16 protein-coding genes are annotated in these 15,013 nt (G+C 70.8%); 4 read left to right on the top strand and 12 right to left on the bottom strand.

The annotated features are described in order from the left end of the window. Positions 1-22: 22 nt before the first annotated feature. A complete protein-coding gene (gene infC / locus ACPYN5_RS05025; protein ID WP_424447889.1) occupies positions 23-700 on the bottom strand; it encodes a translation initiation factor IF-3 in 678 nt (225 codons plus the stop codon). A gap of 227 nt (positions 701-927) precedes the next feature. Between infC and ACPYN5_RS05020 the strand changes: the two genes are divergently transcribed. Next, on the top strand, positions 928-1,332 hold the full coding sequence (locus ACPYN5_RS05020) for a DUF1844 domain-containing protein (RefSeq protein WP_424447888.1): 405 nt from the start codon (positions 928-930) through the stop codon (positions 1,330-1,332). Positions 1,333-1,373: 41 nt separating this feature from the next. On the opposite strand, the gene ACPYN5_RS05015 is transcribed toward ACPYN5_RS05020, so the two are convergent. The 6 genes from ACPYN5_RS05015 to ACPYN5_RS04990 all read right to left on the bottom strand — a co-directional run bounded on the left by ACPYN5_RS05015 (position 1,374) and on the right by ACPYN5_RS04990 (position 5,727). Then, positions 1,374-2,156: an SseB family protein gene (locus ACPYN5_RS05015; RefSeq protein ID WP_424447887.1), complete on the bottom strand. Its 783-nt coding sequence runs from the start codon at positions 2,154-2,156 to the stop codon at positions 1,374-1,376. Beyond that, the gene (gene priA / locus ACPYN5_RS05010; RefSeq protein WP_424447886.1) at positions 2,140-2,886 is read right to left on the bottom strand and encodes a bifunctional 1-(5-phosphoribosyl)-5-((5-phosphoribosylamino)methylideneamino)imidazole-4-carboxamide isomerase/phosphoribosylanthranilate isomerase PriA; all 747 of its coding nucleotides are present in this window, start codon (positions 2,884-2,886) and stop codon (positions 2,140-2,142) included. The genes ACPYN5_RS05015 and priA overlap by 17 nt, the downstream gene beginning before the upstream one ends. Positions 2,887-2,942: 56 nt before the next feature. Further along, a complete protein-coding gene (hisH, locus tag ACPYN5_RS05005; RefSeq protein WP_424447885.1) occupies positions 2,943-3,608 on the bottom strand; it encodes an imidazole glycerol phosphate synthase subunit HisH in 666 nt (221 codons plus the stop codon). After that, positions 3,605-4,210: an imidazoleglycerol-phosphate dehydratase HisB gene (gene hisB, locus ACPYN5_RS05000; protein WP_424447884.1), complete on the bottom strand. Its 606-nt coding sequence runs from the start codon at positions 4,208-4,210 to the stop codon at positions 3,605-3,607. Before hisB ends, hisH begins: the two co-directional genes overlap by 4 nt. Next, positions 4,207-5,301, bottom strand: coding sequence for a histidinol-phosphate transaminase (locus tag ACPYN5_RS04995; protein ID WP_424447883.1), 1,095 nt, complete (start codon positions 5,299-5,301; stop codon positions 4,207-4,209). The genes hisB and ACPYN5_RS04995 overlap by 4 nt, the downstream gene beginning before the upstream one ends. A 69-nt stretch (positions 5,302-5,370) precedes the next feature. Continuing rightward, the gene (locus ACPYN5_RS04990) at positions 5,371-5,727 is read right to left on the bottom strand and encodes a LysM peptidoglycan-binding domain-containing protein (RefSeq protein WP_424447882.1); all 357 of its coding nucleotides are present in this window, start codon (positions 5,725-5,727) and stop codon (positions 5,371-5,373) included. Between the two features lie 256 nt (positions 5,728-5,983). Here ACPYN5_RS04990 and lexA point away from each other — a divergent pair, with 256 nt between their 5' ends. Both lexA and ACPYN5_RS04980 read left to right on the top strand, forming a co-directional pair. Continuing rightward, a complete protein-coding gene (gene lexA / locus ACPYN5_RS04985) occupies positions 5,984-6,649 on the top strand; it encodes a transcriptional repressor LexA (RefSeq protein ID WP_424447881.1) in 666 nt (221 codons plus the stop codon). Positions 6,650-6,683: 34 nt separating this feature from the next. Next, complete coding sequence (locus ACPYN5_RS04980) at positions 6,684-8,621, top strand: prolyl oligopeptidase family serine peptidase (RefSeq protein WP_424447880.1); 1,938 nt, start codon at positions 6,684-6,686, stop codon at positions 8,619-8,621. Between the two features lie 118 nt (positions 8,622-8,739). Here ACPYN5_RS04980 and hflX read toward each other — a convergent pair whose 3' ends face one another. After that, a complete protein-coding gene (gene hflX / locus ACPYN5_RS04975; protein ID WP_424447879.1) occupies positions 8,740-10,257 on the bottom strand; it encodes a GTPase HflX in 1,518 nt (505 codons plus the stop codon). Positions 10,258-10,342: 85 nt separating this feature from the next. Between hflX and ACPYN5_RS04970 the strand changes: the two genes are divergently transcribed. After that, positions 10,343-10,984, top strand: coding sequence for a class I SAM-dependent methyltransferase (locus ACPYN5_RS04970; RefSeq protein ID WP_424447878.1), 642 nt, complete (start codon positions 10,343-10,345; stop codon positions 10,982-10,984). 25 nt (positions 10,985-11,009) lie between these two features. Here the strand turns inward: ACPYN5_RS04970 and dapF are convergent, their stop codons facing one another. The 4 genes from dapF to miaB are packed head-to-tail and all read right to left on the bottom strand — an operon-like array spanning position 11,010 to position 14,889. Next, positions 11,010-11,879 carry a diaminopimelate epimerase gene (gene dapF / locus ACPYN5_RS04965; RefSeq protein WP_424447877.1) on the bottom strand — a complete coding sequence of 290 codons (870 nt, stop codon included), beginning with the start codon at positions 11,877-11,879 and terminating at the stop codon, positions 11,010-11,012. A 9-nt stretch (positions 11,880-11,888) separates the two neighbouring features. Next, positions 11,889-12,347 carry a GNAT family acetyltransferase gene (locus tag ACPYN5_RS04960; protein ID WP_424447876.1) on the bottom strand — a complete coding sequence of 153 codons (459 nt, stop codon included), beginning with the start codon at positions 12,345-12,347 and terminating at the stop codon, positions 11,889-11,891. Further along, positions 12,344-13,345 (bottom strand): tRNA (adenosine(37)-N6)-dimethylallyltransferase MiaA, encoded by a 1,002-nt coding sequence (miaA, locus tag ACPYN5_RS04955; RefSeq protein ID WP_424447875.1) that lies wholly within the window; start codon positions 13,343-13,345, stop codon positions 12,344-12,346. Before miaA ends, ACPYN5_RS04960 begins: the two co-directional genes overlap by 4 nt. After that, complete coding sequence (miaB, locus tag ACPYN5_RS04950) at positions 13,342-14,889, bottom strand: tRNA (N6-isopentenyl adenosine(37)-C2)-methylthiotransferase MiaB (protein ID WP_424447874.1); 1,548 nt, start codon at positions 14,887-14,889, stop codon at positions 13,342-13,344. Before miaB ends, miaA begins: the two co-directional genes overlap by 4 nt. Positions 14,890-15,013: the final 124 nt, after the last annotated feature.

Genomic DNA, 15,013 nt, shown 5'->3' with positions numbered 1-15,013 from the left:
CCGCGAGGCGGGAGTCTGGGGGCTACTCCGCCGAGGCGGGAGCGGCGTCTTCGGTTGCGGCGTCCGCGTCGACGTCGCCGTCGGAACCGGAGCGGGCCTGACGGGCCGCTTCCTTGTTGGCGGCGCGCTGAGCGTTCTGCTCGGTCTTGACCTCGGACTTGTTCTTGTGCGGGGCGATGACCATCACCATGTTGCGACCGTCGATCGTCGGGTTGGACTCGACGGTGCCGAGCTCGGCGACATCCTCGGCGAACTTGCGGAGCAGGCGCACACCCTGCTCGGGACGCGACTGCTCGCGACCGCGGAACAGGATCATCGCCTTGACCTTGTCGCCCGCCTGGAGGAAGCCCTCGGCGCGCTTGAGCTTGGTGATGTAGTCGTGCGCCTCGATCTTCAGACGGAAACGGACCTCCTTGAGGACCGTGTTCGCCTGATTGCGACGCGCTTCCTTGGCCTTCTGAGCCGCTTCGTACTTGAACTTGCCGTAGTCCATGATCTTGACCACGGGCGGCTTCGAGTTCGGGGCGACCTCGACGAGGTCGAGCTCGGCCTCCTGCGCCAGACGCAGGGCGACCTCGATACGGACGACGCCGACCTGCTCTCCAGCGGGGCCGACGAGGCGAACCTCGGGGACGCGGATGCGGTCGTTGGTGCGGGGATCGCTGATGTGCGGAACTCCTGTTCGTGCGGTGGTGGCCACCGGGACGCGAGGACGCGACCCGGGCGGAAGAGCATCGCATCCACCCCGCACGACGCACGCGCGTCGGCATTCGTGTTCCGCACCCTGGCTACCCCGGCCGCGGTGAGACGGACGGAGCGGAGTGCATGACCCGGTAGCCTGGAACGGCAAGCGCGGGTGGGATGTGATCCTCTTTCGATCCGGAGTAGAACACTCCGGTGCCCGCACAGTCTAGCAGAGAGCGACACGTGGACACGAACCCCGCCGACAACAGCACTTTCACCGACGATGAGGCTCGTCGCCAGCGGTGGGAGGAGCAGGAGCGCGCCGCGTCGGCCGCGACGCGCGACATCGCCGACGTGCCCGCGGTCGAGGTCATCACCACCGCCGCCGTGCACCTGATGAGCGCCGCCGCCGTGAAGGTCGGACTCGCCGACGACCCTGCCACCCAGACCGACCTCGACGAGGCCCGCAAGCTCATCAACGCCCTCGCCGGACTCATCACCGCGGGTGCGCCCGAGATCAGCGACATGCACGCCCGGTCGCTGCGCGACGGTCTGCGCTCGTTGCAGCTCGCCTTCCGCGAGGCGTCGACCATTCCCGATCCGATCGGCAAGGGCCCCGGCGAGAAGTTCACCGGCCCTGTCAACTGACGTCGTTCCGGGCCCGGCCGCAGCCGGGCCCGGCGCGTTCCTCAGGAACCGCGGACGAGCTTGACCGTCAGCGAGTCCACGAGCACGGCGATCCGGTCGTCCGCTGCCCACCGTGAAGCGAGCCGGGAGAGCACGGCGTCGAGCTCGGCGGCATCCAGTCCGTCGATGAGGTGGAGTCGCACGATCAGCTCGGGTCCGCGCATCCGCGCGTCGGGATCCCCCGCCGCGACCGAGAGATCGAGCACCGCGAGCTCTCCCCCGATGCTCGCCTGCAACGCGGTGAAGACCTCGGGCGAGGTCGGCGCGGGCTCCCACGGCAAGCCCTGCCCGATGGCCCAGACCGCGGGCCGGCGCAGGACGAACTCTGTCTCGGAGCCCGGGTCGATCACGATCAGGTCGGTGTCGTCGGATGCCGCGGCCATCGCGGTCCGCACGCCGTCGGCAGGGACCGGCCGGGCGACGGCGTCCCATCGCGCGAGGGTCGCCACCGAGGTGAACACGGGCAGGACACGGCGGCCGTCGGGCGCTGCCACCGTCACGATCGACAGCTCCTGCGTCTTGTCGACGCGGAGCCCGGTGGGGCCGACGCCTTCGTCGCCCTTCTCGGGCACGAGCGGGATCAGCAGCCGGGCGGCACGGTAGGCCTCGACGACGGCGACCGGGTCTCCCCCGCCTGCGCGGAACGCCTCGAGAGCGGCGAGCAGCGCCGGATCTGCCGAGCCGTCGTCGGCCGAGTGCGGGTTCGACTCGAAGCGGCGCCCCTCCCAGGGGACGCCCGCCGAGTCGGCCGCGTGACCGCCGCCGTCGTCAGTCTCCGGCGACATCCAGCGCCTCGGCCAGCGTGAAAGCGCCGGCGTAGAGGGCCTTGCCGACGATCGCGCCCTCGACACCGAGCGGCACGAGCTCGCGGAGAGCGGCGATGTCGTCGAGGCTCGAGATGCCGCCGGATGCGACCACGGGCTTCGGCGTGCGCGAGGTGATCTCGCGGAGCAGTTCGAGGTTCGGTCCCTGCAGGGTGCCGTCCTTCGTCACGTCGGTCACGACGTAGCGGGTGCAGCCGGCGTCTTCGAGGCGCTCGAGGACGTCCCACAGATCGCCGCCGTCGCGCGTCCAGCCGCGGGCGGCGAGCGTCGTGCCGCGGACATCGAGCCCCACGGCGATTGCGTCGCCGTAGCGGCCGATGACATCGGCGGCCCACTCGGGGTTCTCGAGCGCCGCGGTGCCGAGGTTGATGCGCGAGGCGCCGCTCTCGAGGGCGGCCTCGAGGGTCGCGTCGTCGCGGATGCCGCCCGAGAGCTCGATCTGCACGCCCTTGATCTGCTTGATGACCTTGCGCAGCACGGCGGTGTTGTTGCCCCGCCCGAACGCCGCGTCGAGGTCGACGAGGTGGATCCACTGCGCGCCCTGCTTCGCCCAGGCGTGGGCGGCGTCGACGGGATCGCCGTAGGTCGTCTCGCTGCCGGCCTCGCCCTGGGTGAGGCGAACGGCCTTGCCACCGGCGACGTCGACGGCGGGCAGAAGGATCAATTCGGGGGTGGACGCGAAGTCGTTCATGACATTCCAGGGAGAGTCGGGATGCGCGCCCGTCCATGCGAGCGCACCAGAGGAGACTAGTGGCGCGGCAGGGCGCCGATCCAATTGGCGAGCAGCCGGATGCCGGCGGGCCCCGACTTCTCGGGGTGGAACTGCGTGGCCGAGAGGGGGCCGTTCTCGACCGCGGCGAGGAACGGCGCGCCGTAGTCGCACCACGTCAGCACGGGCTCGGCGAAGGGCTTCATGACCTCGAGGCTCCAGTCCTGCGCACCGTAGGAGTGCACGAAGTAGAACCGCTCGTCCTCGAGCCCGTCGAACAGCGTGGAGCCGGCGCCGGCACGGACGGTGTTCCAGCCCATGTGCGGCAGCACGGGCGCCTGCAGCTCGCTGACCGTGCCCGGCCACTGTGCGAGACCCGCGGTGTCGGCGCCGCGCTCGACGCCGTTCCCGAACATGATCTGCATCCCGACGCAGATGCCGAGTACCGGCCGGCCGCCGGCGAGACGCCGCTCGATGACCTCGTCACCACGGCTCTCGCGCAGCGCCGCCATGACCGCGCTGAACGCGCCCACTCCCGGCACCAGGAGGCCGTCGGCGTCGCGGATGAGTCCCCGGTCGGATGTCAGCCGGGCGTCAGCGCCGGCGGCGGAGAGCGCCTTGACGGCGGAGTGGACGTTGCCCGACCCGTAGTCCAGAACGGCGACCAGCGGCGCCGACTTCTCAGTTTCCTCAGCGTCGGTCACAGGGCGCCCTTCGTGCTGGGGATGCCGTCCACGAGCGGATCGAGCGCCTTGGCCTGCCGGAACGCGCGCGCGAACGCCTTGTACTCCGCTTCGGCGATGTGGTGCGGATCGCGACCGCCGAGCACGCGGACGTGCATCGTCAACCCCGCGTTGAAGGCGATCGCCTCGAAGGTGTGCCGGACGAGCGAGCCCGTGAAGTGCCCGCCGATGAGGTGGTACTCGTATCCCTCCGGCTCGCCGGTGTGCACGAGGTAGGGGCGACCCGAGATGTCGACCACCGCCTGCGCGAGCGCCTCGTCGAGCGGCACGAGCGCATCGCCGTATCGCGAGATGCCCGACTTGTCGCCGAGCGCTGTGCGCAGCGCCTGTCCGAGCACGATCGCGACGTCTTCGACCGTGTGGTGGGCGTCGATGTGCGTGTCACCCGTGGCGCGCACGGTGAGGTCGGTGAGCGAGTGCTTCGCGAACGCCGTCAGCAGGTGATCGAAGAACGGCACGGTCGTCTCGATCGTGCTGATCCCGGTGCCGTCGAGGTCGAGCTCGAGCTCGACGCTCGACTCGCTCGTGGCGCGACGGATGCTGGCCGTTCGGGGGCTGGTCATGCCCCCGAGTCTATCGAGGCCAGTGCCTCGAGGAACGCGGTGGTCTCGTCCTCCGTGCCGGCGCTGACGCGCAGCGAGTGCGGGATGCCGACGTCGCGGATCAGGATGCCGCGGTCGTAGAGGGCCTGCCAGGTCGCCTGCGGATCGTCGACGCCGTCGAAGAGGACGAAGTTGGTCCAGCTCTCGAAGGGGCGGTACCCGAGGGCATCGAGCGTCGCCGACATCCGGTCTCGCTGCGCGACGATCTCGTCAACCATCCGGAGCATCGTCGAGGAGTGCGACAGGGCCGCCGTCGCCGCCGCCTGAGTGAGGGCACTCAGGTGGTACGGCAGGCGGACCAGCCGCAGCGCATCGACCAGGGTCGCGTCGGCGGCGAGGTAGCCCACGCGCGCCCCGGCGAAGGCGAACGCCTTGCTCATCGTGCGCGAGACCACGAGCCGGTCGCGCTCGCCCAGGAGCGTCAGCGCGGACGGACTCTCGCGCGGGGCGAACTCCTGATAGGCCTCGTCGACGATGACGATGCCGTCGGTCGCCTCGTAGACCGCTTCGATGACATCGAGCGCGAGCGGCGTGCCCGTGGGGTTGTTCGGAGCGCAGAGGAAGACGACGTCCGGCCGCAGCTCGGCGACCTGCGCCGCGGCTGACGCGGGGTCAAGCGTGAAGTCCGGTCCGCGCGTGCCGGTGACGTACTGCGCACCGGTCGCCCGCGTGAGCAGCGGATACATCGAGTAGGTCGGGCCGAATCCCATGGCGGTGCGCCCGGGCCCGCCGAAGGCCTGGAGCAGGTGCTGGAGCACCTCGTTCGATCCGTTCGCAGCCCAGATGCGGTCGGGGGTGAGGCCGTGCCCGAGGTACTCCGCGAAGGACTCGCGCAGCTGGGTGAACTCGCGGTCGGGGTAGCGGTTGACGTCGCGCAGGGCCCGCGCGATGGCATCGAGGATGTCGTCGGCGACCTCTTCGGGGACGGGATGCGTGTTCTCGTTGACGTTCAGCGCTACGGGCAGCGGCGCCTGCGGCGCACCGTACGGGGTGAGGCCTCGCAGATCGTCTCTGAGGGGCAGATCATCCAGACTCGGGCTCATCCCACCCATGCTAGAGCTCGACGGACCGGGACGCGGTCGTCGCTCGTCGCTTGCCGTGGGATCCGCCGGCGACCGGAGTCAGCTCGCGGCGTACTCGGCGGGGATGGCAAGGGTCTGCCCGGCGTCGAGCTGGCCCGAGCCCAGAGCGTTGAGCCGGATGATCGCGTCGACGACATCGCGGGGGTCGGCGCTCGGCGCGACCTCCTCGGCGATGGACCAGAGCGACTCGCCCGACATGACGGTCACGGTCGTGAACGACCCCTCAGGAGCGCCGGCCTCGTTCGAGGCGAGGGCTCCGCCGCCGGAGAGCACGGCCGCGGTGACGGCGACCACCGCAGGAATCGCGGCGATCGTGGCGACGACGCGGCGTCCGCGGAGCGTCAGACGCAGGCGGGTACGGGGGGCCGGCGTGAGTCGGGCATCGATCGTGGTCATGACTTCTCCTCGGGAGCGGTAGGAAGATTCGCCCCCGCCTTTCGGCCGGGAAAGGCGGGTGCGAACTTCGGTTCCGAACGTATCTTCGATATTGTGTGGTGTCAACCACTCGTCGAAATCGGATACCGATCGAAGAGACACGCGGAGGGTTCCGCGATGTCGAGGCCGTATCGGGCTACCTTTTCGACAGCGAGAGCCCATCACGAACCTCCGACATCGGGTCGGGGACGGGGCGCGACGACAGGAGACCGGCGGTATGGGCGAGAAGCCGCAGACGCGACGACGCAAGAATCTGAGCGACAAGCAGCTCGCGATCCTCGAGGTGATCCAGCACGCGATCGCCCGCAACGGGTATCCGCCGAGCATGCGCGAGATCGGCGACGCCGTCGGCCTGAAGTCGCTGTCCAGCGTCACCCACCAGCTCAACCAGCTCGAGCTCAGCGGCTATCTCCGCCGCGATCCCGGCAAGACTCGCGCGATGGAGGTGCTGATCGACCTGCCCGGCACCGCCGCCGAGAATCCCGCCGACGCCGCACCCGCGCTCGGCGACGCGGCGCTCGTGCCCCTCGTCGGCAGGATCGCGGCGGGCGTCCCGATCACCGCCGACCAGCAGGTCGAGGAGATCTTCCCCCTCCCGCGTCAGCTCGTGGGCAAGGGCGAGCTGTTCATGCTGAAGGTCGTCGGCGACTCGATGATCGACGCCGCGATCTGCGACGGCGACTGGGTCGTCGTGCGGTCACAGGCCACCGCCGACAACGGCGAGATCGTCGCGGCGATGCTCGACGGCGACGCGACCGTCAAGACGCTCCGTCAGCGCGACGGTCACACGTGGCTCCTCCCCCGCAACTCGGCGTTCGAGCCCATCCTCGGCGATGACGCCACGGTGCTCGGCAAGGTCGTCGCCGTGCTCCGCGCCGTCTGAGCCGCCCGGGGGCCCGCTCGCGTACCGTGGCCGTATGTCTCCGCAGCTTCCGTACGGTTCCTGGCCATCTCCGCTGAGTGCATCGTGGGCCAGCGCGTCGTCGCTGCGGCTGGACGGCGCTGCCTTCGTCGGCGACGAGATCTGGTGGGGCGAGTCGCTTCCCGATGAGGCCGGTCGCGTCTCGGTGATGCGGCGCCGGTCTGACGGGACGGTGGAATCCGTGCTGCCCGCACCCTGGAACGCGCGGTCACGGGTGCATGAGTACGGCGGCGGGGCATGGGCGGTCTCCGACGAGGGCGAGCTGTTCTTCGTCGACAAATCCGACCAGCGCGTCCGTCGGCTCCGCCCAGGCGGCGAACCGGAGACGCTGACGCCCGAAGACGACGCAACCCGTTACGGCGGTCTGCGCTGGCAGCACGGCTCGCTCCTGGCCGTGCGGGAGCGCGAGCGGGCGGATGGCATTCCCGCACGGCACATCGTGCGCATCAACGGGGGTGGAACGGCGGACGCGTCCGGCGCCGGGGTGACCGGGCCGGTGACCGAGCCGGTGACCGAGCTGGCCGGCGGCAGCGATTTCGTCGCTCAGCCCGCCCTCTCGCGCGATGGGTCGCACCTGGCCTGGGTCGCCTGGGATCATCCCAACATGCCGTGGGACCGCACCCGCGTGCGCCTGGCGGATCTCGCCGCACCCCACCTGACGCGGGATGTCACCGACGGGCACACGGCAGCCCTGCAGCCCGAGTGGACACCCGACGGCGACCTCATGTTCATCGACGAGCCGACCGGGCGCTGGAACCTCTACCGCGTCGATCCGAGCACGGACGCCGACCGCACCGAGGTGTCACCCGCCGATGCCGATACCGGCGGCGGCCTCTGGGTGCTCGGCACCCGGTGGTACGCCCCCCTCGACGACGGCCGCGTGCTCGCGGTACGCACCCACGGGTCGGACCAGCTCGTGCTCATCGACAGGGAGGGCAACGGCATCCCGCTTCCCCTCCCCGCCACCGCACGGTTGCAGATCGACGACGTGCGCGGAGACCGCGCGCTGGTGAGCGGCACGATGCCCGGCGGGGCGGGTCTGTGGTCCGTCGACCTTCGGGACGGCGAGTCGACCGCGGTGCGCGGTGGGGCGCCCGACGTCGAGGCGGCGTGGATCCCGCACGCCCGGCAGATCACCACGGACGGTCCGCACGGCCCCGTTCACGCCTTCGCCTACCCGCCGACGAACCCGGACGTCACTGCTCCGGTCGACGAGCTCCCGCCCTACGTCGTCTGGGTGCACGGCGGCCCGACCTCGCACGTCGGCGGCACCGCCGACAGCAAGGTGGCGTACCTCACCAGCCGCGGCATCGGCGTCCTCGACGTCAACTACGGCGGATCGACCGGCTACGGCCGTTCGTATCGGGAGCGTCTGAAGGGTCAATGGGGTGTCGTCGACGTCGACGACGTCGCCGCTGCCGCACGCGGACTCGCGGCCGACGGTCTCGCCGACCGAGCGCGACTCGCGATCGAGGGCGGATCGGCCGGCGGGTGGACGGTGCTGGCCGCGCTCGTCGGCACCGATGTGTTCGGCGCCGGCATCTCGCGCTACGGGGTGGGTGACGCGCGCGCCCTCGCGGCCGAGACCCACGACTTCGAGGCGCGATATCTCGATGGCCTCATCGGCCCCCTGCCCGAGGCGGAGGAGATCTACATCGAACGCTCGCCGCTCAGTCGACCCGAGCGTTTCCGGGTGCCGCTGCTGCTCCTGCAGGGCGACGAGGACGCGGTCGTGCCGCCGGCTCAGGCCGAGGCGATCCGCGACGCCCTGGTCGCGCAGGGCGTGCCGCACGCCTACGTGCTCTACGCGGGCGAGGGCCACGGGTTCCGGCGCACGGAGACGATCGTGCACGCGCTCGAGAGCGAGCTGGCGTTCCTCGGCCAGGTCTTCGGCTTCGACACCCCCGGCGTCGCGCCCATCGACCTCGACTGAGGCCGGAGCCCGCCGCGCGCTGATACAGCCGTCGGGTCGGCGGTGCTGGTGAGGCCCTGCGGGCCCGCGGCGCACTCACCAGCACCGCCGGCCCTGCACGTGTCTCGCCAGCGGGGCGTCAGACCGCGTAGGGCGCCAGTTCGGCGGCGAGCCGCTCCGAGACGTGCGCGTGAACGGCCGTGCCGTCCGCCTCGTGCGAGGTGGCGACGATGAGGCCGCTCTCGTGGACCGCCGAGATGAGATCGCCGCGGTCGTACGGCACGAGTGCGCGCACTTCGACTGCCGGAAGCGGGAGGGCGTCCTCGATCGCGGCGCGGAGCTCCGCGATCCCCTCGCCCGTTCGCGACGACACGAAATGAGCCGACGGCTCGAGGCCGCGCAGCAGCAGCCGGTCATCGTCGCCGACGAGGTCGGACTTGTTGAAGACGACCAACTCGCGCGTCGCACGCGCCCCGACGTCGCCCATCACGTCACGGACAGTCGCGAGCTGAGCCGCCGGGTCGGGGTGCGAACCGTCGACGACGTGGACGATGACGTCCGCCCCCGACACCTCTTCGAGCGTCGACCGGAACGCCTCGACCAGCTGGTGCGGCAGGTTGCGGACGAAGCCGACCGTGTCGGTGAGGGTGAAGACACGCCCGTCGGCGGCCTCGGCGCGGCGCACGGTCGCATCAAGCGTCGCGAACAGCGCGTTCTCGACGAGGACGCCCGCGCTCGTCAGCCGGTTGAGCAGGCTCGACTTGCCGGCGTTGGTGTAGCCGGCGATCGCCACCGAGGGAATCGTGTTGCGCCGACGCTCGGCGCGCTTGGCCTCACGCGAGGGTGCGAACTCGCGGATCTGCTTGCGCAGCTGCGCCATGCGCGTACGGATGCGCCGGCGGTCGAGCTCGATCTTCGTCTCACCGGGTCCGCGCGAGCCCATACCGGCACCACCGGCGCCCACCTGGCCACCGGCCTGACGGCTCATCGACTCGCCCCAGCCGCGCAGGCGCGGCAGCAGGTATTCGAGCTGCGCGAGCTCGACCTGGGCCTTGCCCTCGCGGCTCTTGGCGTGCTGGCTGAAGATGTCGAGGATCACGGTGGTGCGGTCGATGACCTTCACCTTCGCGACATCCTCGAGCGCGCGGCGCTGGCTCGGCGCCAGCTCGGTGTCGGCGATGACGGTGTCGGCGCCGACCGCAGCCACGAGATCACGCAGCTCAGCGGCCTTGCCCCGACCGATGTACGTCGCGGGGTCGGGATTCGGTCGCCGCTGCAGCACTCCGTCGAGCACGACCGCGCCGGCGGTCTCGGCCAGAGCTGCGAGCTCGCGCAGCGAGTTCTCGGCATCCTCCTGCGAGCCCTGCGGGTACACGCCGATGAGGACCACGTTCTCGAGGCGCAGCTGGCGGTACTCGACCTCGGTGACGTCTTCGAGCTCGGTCGAGAGACCGGGGACGCGCCGCAGGGCCGCACGTTCCTCGCGATCCCACTGATCGCCGTCGGTGTCTCCGTACGAGACCGTCGCCTCGTCCTGCAGCGCCTGCGCGCCACCGAAGACACGGATTCCGGAGCGCGACTCCGCGCTCGCGAGAACACGATCGACCGGATCCACCGCGATGTCGCCGTCGCCGTCGGGGGTGGTGATTTGCGTCATAACTCTCTTCCCGGGATGCCCGTGCCCGGACATCCGTGAATTCTAGTCTCCCGCCGGTACGTCCGGCTCCGATACGCTCGGATGCATGGGGAGCGATCACTACTTCAGCGCGTCCCCGTCCAGCGAGCAGAACCTCCGCCGCATCCGCGTGACCCTGGCCGGTCGTGCCGTCGAGGTCACCACCGCGGGCGGGGTGTTCAGCCCTGACCACGTCGACTCGGGTACAGGGGTGCTTCTGGCCAACACCCCTCCGGCACCGCCCGGTGGGGATTTCCTCGACCTCGGCTGCGGCTGGGGGCCGATCTCGCTGTCGCTGGCTCTGGAGTCGCCCCGCGCCACGGTGTGGGCCGTCGATGTGAACGAACGGGCTCTCGACCTGGTGCGACGCAACGCCGCTGATCTGGGACTCGACAACATCAACGCGGTCCTGCCCGACGATGTTCCCGACGACGTCACATTCCGGACGATCCGTTCGAATCCGCCGATCCGCGTCGGCAAGAACGAGCTCCACGGGATGCTGCAGCGGTGGATCCCGCGGCTCGCCGAGCGGAGCGATGCCTGGCTCGTCGTGCAGCGCAACCTCGGTTCCGACTCGCTGCAGCGCTGGCTCGCCGCCACGTTCGACGACGGGTACGGCGTCTCGCGAGCCGCGACCGGCCGTGGCTTCCGCGTGCTGAAGGTCCGGCGCCACGGGTCGTCGCCGACCGGCGCGATCGACCTGCCCTGACGAGCCCCGCCCGGACGCGAACCGATCAGTCGGCGAGCGTGACCTGCCCCGAGAACACGAGGGTCGCCGGGCCCGAGAGCAGGACGTGCTCGCCGTCGGCCTGCTCCACGACCCGCACCCCGAGGGTCCCACCCGGAACCTCGACGCTCCACCGGTCGGGAGCTGCGGCGCCCGCCCAGTAGCGCACGGCCAGAGCGGATGCCGCGACCCCGGTGCCGCACGAGAGGGTCTCCCCCACGCCGCGCTCGAACACCCGCATCCGGATCGCTCCCACGCCGTTCTGCACGAGCGGCTCAGCGGGAACGACGAACTCGACGTTCGCTCCGGCATCCGGCCGCGGCTCGAGCAACGGCTGCGCCGAGAGATCCAGCGCTTCGAGCTCGTCCTCGCCTGCGAGCGCGACGACCACGTGCGGGTTGCCGACGTCGATGCCCTGACCGGGGCGGGCGACGCCCAGTCCACGCGCACGAACCAGCACATCGCCGTCCTCGGCTCGCCACAGCCCGAGGTCGACCTCGAATCCGTTCTCCGAGCGCGTGATCGTCTTCACGCCCGCTCGCGTGCCGATGCGCAGTCCCGCGTCGATCGAGGCGAGCCCGGCGTCGGCGAGGTAGCGGGCGAACACGCGCGTGCCGTTGCCGCACATCTCGGCCTTCGACCCGTCGGCGTTGCGGTAGTCCATGAACCACTCGGCGCCGGTGCGGGCGGCATCCGCCCCCTCGGGGATCGCAGCGGAGCGCACGACCCGCAGCAGCCCGTCGGCGCCGATGCCGACATGGCGGTCGCACAGGGCGGCGACCTGGGCGTCGCTGAGGTCGAGCTCGCCTTCCGGGTCGGCCAGGATCACGAAGTCGTTGCCGGTGCCGTGGCCCTTGGTAAATGCGAGAGTCGCCATGCGCCCAGCTTAGGCGGGGCCGCCCGGCCCATCGACGACGAGCCGCTTGCCCGTCGTCCATACCGAGAAGGGCTCGTAGCCGAGCTCGGCGTAGAAGCCCCGCACCTCCTCGTTCTCGGGACGCACCATCAGCTGCACCTTCGGGCACCCCATCGCCTCGAGCAGACGTTCGGCTTCTGCCACGAGCGCGCGGCCGACGCCCTGCCCGCGGTGCGAAGGGGCCGATGCGAGGTAGTAGAGCCAGCCGCGGTGACCGTCGTACCCCGCCATGACGGTGCCGACGACGAGGCCCGTGGTCCCCTCGACAGACTGATCGACGGCGACGAGGAACAGTTCGGGCTGAACCGTCAGCTTCCGTCTGATGTCGGCACGCGGGTCGTTCCACGGCCGGGTGAGACCGACCTCGTGCCAGAGCTCGACGACCGCGTCCTCATCGGCGGGGACGAATGCGCGCACGGTGATACTCATAGGTTGCCTCCTCCGGCACCGGTGACGGGGCCATACGCGGCGGCGGATTCGACGAGCACACCGGCGTCCACCTCGCGCGGGTCGACCCACGTCACATCCTCGTAGCGTTTGAACCACGACACCTGCCGGCGCGCGTAGCGCCGCGTGAGCGCCTGGGTCTCGGCGATCGCCTCCGCCTCGGTCGCCGCGCCGCGCAGCTGAGCGAGCGCCTGCGCGTAACCGATGGCTCGGCTGGCTGTGACGCCGCGCTCGAGCCCGTCCCGTCGCAGGCCGGCGACCTCCTCGAGCAGCCCGTCGGCCCACATCCGCTCGACCCGGGAGTCGAGGAGCGGCACGAGCTCATCGCGCGGGATCGCAGTGCCGATCACCCGCGTCTGCGGACACCACAGCGCGGGCGATTCGGGCAGCGCTCCTCCGTGCGTCTCGCCGCCCTGAGCGAGCACCTCGAGCGCCCGCACGACGCGGCGGCCGTTGCGCGGGTCGATGCGCTCGGCTGCCACCGGGTCGGCGGCGCGGAGCCGCGCGTACAGGACAGCAGCGCCGTGGCGCTCGAGCTCGTTCTCGAGATCGGCGCGCAACCGCTCGTCGCGGGGCGGAAAACGGAAGTCGAACAGGACGCTCGAGGCGTACAGCCCGGATCCGCCGACGAGGATCGCGTCGGCGCCGCGTCCGTGGATGTCGCCGATCGTGCGCCGAGCGGCATCCTGGTACCACGCCACCGCCGCTTCCTCCGTGACCGCCAGCGCATCGAACAGGTGGTGCGGGATGCCGCGCCGTTCGCCGACGGGAAGCTTGGCGGTCCCGATATCCATGCCGCGATACAGCTGCATCGCATCGACGTTCACGATCTCTGCTGCTCGCCCCCGCGCCCGGAGGGCGGCCGCGAGGTCGAGCGAGAGCCCGGTCTTGCCGGTGCCCGTTGCGCCCACGACCGCCCAGAGGGTCGGATCGGCCCCGCTGGGATCGGCCCCGGCTGGGGACGGCGGGGTCGCGGTCACACCCCGACGCGGAGGGACGGGAGGCCGAGCGAGACGGGCCGCGGGCCGTCGGCCGACACCGGCGCCGGAACGCCGCATGACTCGGCCAGCGAGCGATCCCAAGCATCACCGGCACGCGTGCGGCGGATGCGCAGCGGCGCACCGTCGCGGCTGTCGGCGAGCAGATGGAACGGCGCCGCCTGGGTGACCGTGACCGCGACGACGTCGCCGGGGCGCGGGGTCTCCGACCCGCGAGGCAGCTCGAAGTGCACGAGACGGTTGTCCTCCGCCCGGCCGGTGAGACGATGCGTCTCGGCCGCCTTCTTGCCCTCGACCGACGAGACGAGCACGTGCACCTCGCGGCCGACCTGCTTCTGGTTCTCCTCGAGCGCGATGCGGTCCTGCAGCGCGGTGAGGCGCTCGTACCGCTCCTGCACCACGGCCTTCGGCACCTGGTCCGGCATCGTCGCCGCCGGCGTGCCCTCGCGGATCGAGTACTGGAACGTGAAGGCGCTCGCGAAGCGCGACTGCTCGACGACGCGCAGGGTGTCCTCGAAGTCCGCGTCGGTCTCACCGGGAAAGCCCACGATGATGTCGGTCGAGATCGCCGCGTGCGGGATCCGCTCTCGCACACGATCGAGGATGCCGAGGTACTTCGAGCTGCGGTAGGACCGTCGCATCGCCTTCAGGATGCTGTCCGACCCCGACTGCAGCGGCATGTGCAGCTGCGGCATGACCGCCGGCGTTTCGGCCATGGCGTCGATGACGTCGTCGGTGAACGCGGCCGGGTGCGGGCTCGTGAAGCGGATGCGTTCGAGCCCGGGGATCTCGCCCGCGGCGCGCAACAGCTTGCCGAACGCCTGGCGGTCGCCGAACTCGACGCCGTAGCTGTTGACGTTCTGTCCGAGGAGAGTGACCTCGATCGCGCCGTCGTCGACCAGCAGGCGGATCTCGTTCAGGATGTCGCCGGGACGGCGATCCTTCTCCTTGCCGCGCAGGTGCGGGACGATGCAGAAGGTGCAGGTGTTGTTGCAGCCGACTGAGATCGACACCCAGCCGCTGTAGACGGAGTCGCGCTTGGTGGGCAGGGTCGAGGGGAACGTCTCGAGCGACTCGAGGATCTCGAGCTCCGCCTCGCCGTTGTGGCGTGCTCGCTCGAGGAGGCCGGGGAGCGCGCCCATGTTGTGCGTCCCGAAGACGACGTCGACCCACGGGGCCTTCTGCTGGACCGCGGTCTGGTCCATCTGCGCGAGGCATCCCCCGACGGCGATCTGCATGCCGTCGTGCTTGTCCTTGCGCGACTTCAAGTGCCCGAGCGTTCCGTAGAGCTTCCCGGCGGCGTTGTCGCGGACCGCGCAGGTGTTGATGACGACGACGTCGGCCTCGGTGCCCGGGGCAGCAGGCAGGTAGCCGGCACTCTCGAGCGAACCCGACAGGCGCTCGGAGTCGTGGACGTTCATCTGACAACCGAAGGTGCGCACTTCGTACGTTCGCTGGCGGCCGTCGGCCGTGCGCGCGGCGAGCGACGGCGCGATCAGGGTGGGTGCGCTCGAAGGGGACGACATGATGCGCCCATTCTACGTTCGGCCGCTTCGCTGCTCGCTCGGCCTCTGCGGCGCGAGGCATCCCGCGTCGCCCCGCGCCGGCCCGTCTCGGTAGTCGACTCAGCAGCGACTCAGTATTTCCTCG

This window comes from Microbacterium arborescens, from assembly GCF_049707515.1.
Classification (GTDB): Bacteria; Actinomycetota; Actinomycetes; order Actinomycetales; family Microbacteriaceae; genus Microbacterium; species Microbacterium arborescens_B.
Note: the sequence above shows the minus strand (reverse complement) of the source record. Positions and strands in the feature narration are given on the sequence as shown.

Coding starts and splice junctions, on each gene's coding strand:
- miaB (WP_424447874.1), bottom strand. CDS start 14,889: ATGTCGTCCCCTTCGAGCGCACCCACCCTGATCGCGCCGTCGCTCGCC.
- dapF (WP_424447877.1), bottom strand. CDS start 11,879: ATGGCGACTCTCGCATTTACCAAGGGCCACGGCACCGGCAACGACTTC.
- ACPYN5_RS04970 (WP_424447878.1), top strand. CDS start 10,343: ATGGGGAGCGATCACTACTTCAGCGCGTCCCCGTCCAGCGAGCAGAAC.
- lexA (WP_424447881.1), top strand. CDS start 5,984: ATGGGCGAGAAGCCGCAGACGCGACGACGCAAGAATCTGAGCGACAAG.
- ACPYN5_RS05015 (WP_424447887.1), bottom strand. CDS start 2,156: ATGTCGCCGGAGACTGACGACGGCGGCGGTCACGCGGCCGACTCGGCG.
- priA (WP_424447886.1), bottom strand. CDS start 2,886: ATGAACGACTTCGCGTCCACCCCCGAATTGATCCTTCTGCCCGCCGTC.
- hisB (WP_424447884.1), bottom strand. CDS start 4,210: ATGACCAGCCCCCGAACGGCCAGCATCCGTCGCGCCACGAGCGAGTCG.
- ACPYN5_RS04960 (WP_424447876.1), bottom strand. CDS start 12,347: ATGAGTATCACCGTGCGCGCATTCGTCCCCGCCGATGAGGACGCGGTC.
- ACPYN5_RS04995 (WP_424447883.1), bottom strand. CDS start 5,301: ATGGGTGGGATGAGCCCGAGTCTGGATGATCTGCCCCTCAGAGACGAT.
- ACPYN5_RS04980 (WP_424447880.1), top strand. CDS start 6,684: ATGTCTCCGCAGCTTCCGTACGGTTCCTGGCCATCTCCGCTGAGTGCA.
- hflX (WP_424447879.1), bottom strand. CDS start 10,257: ATGACGCAAATCACCACCCCCGACGGCGACGGCGACATCGCGGTGGAT.
- ACPYN5_RS04990 (WP_424447882.1), bottom strand. CDS start 5,727: ATGACCACGATCGATGCCCGACTCACGCCGGCCCCCCGTACCCGCCTG.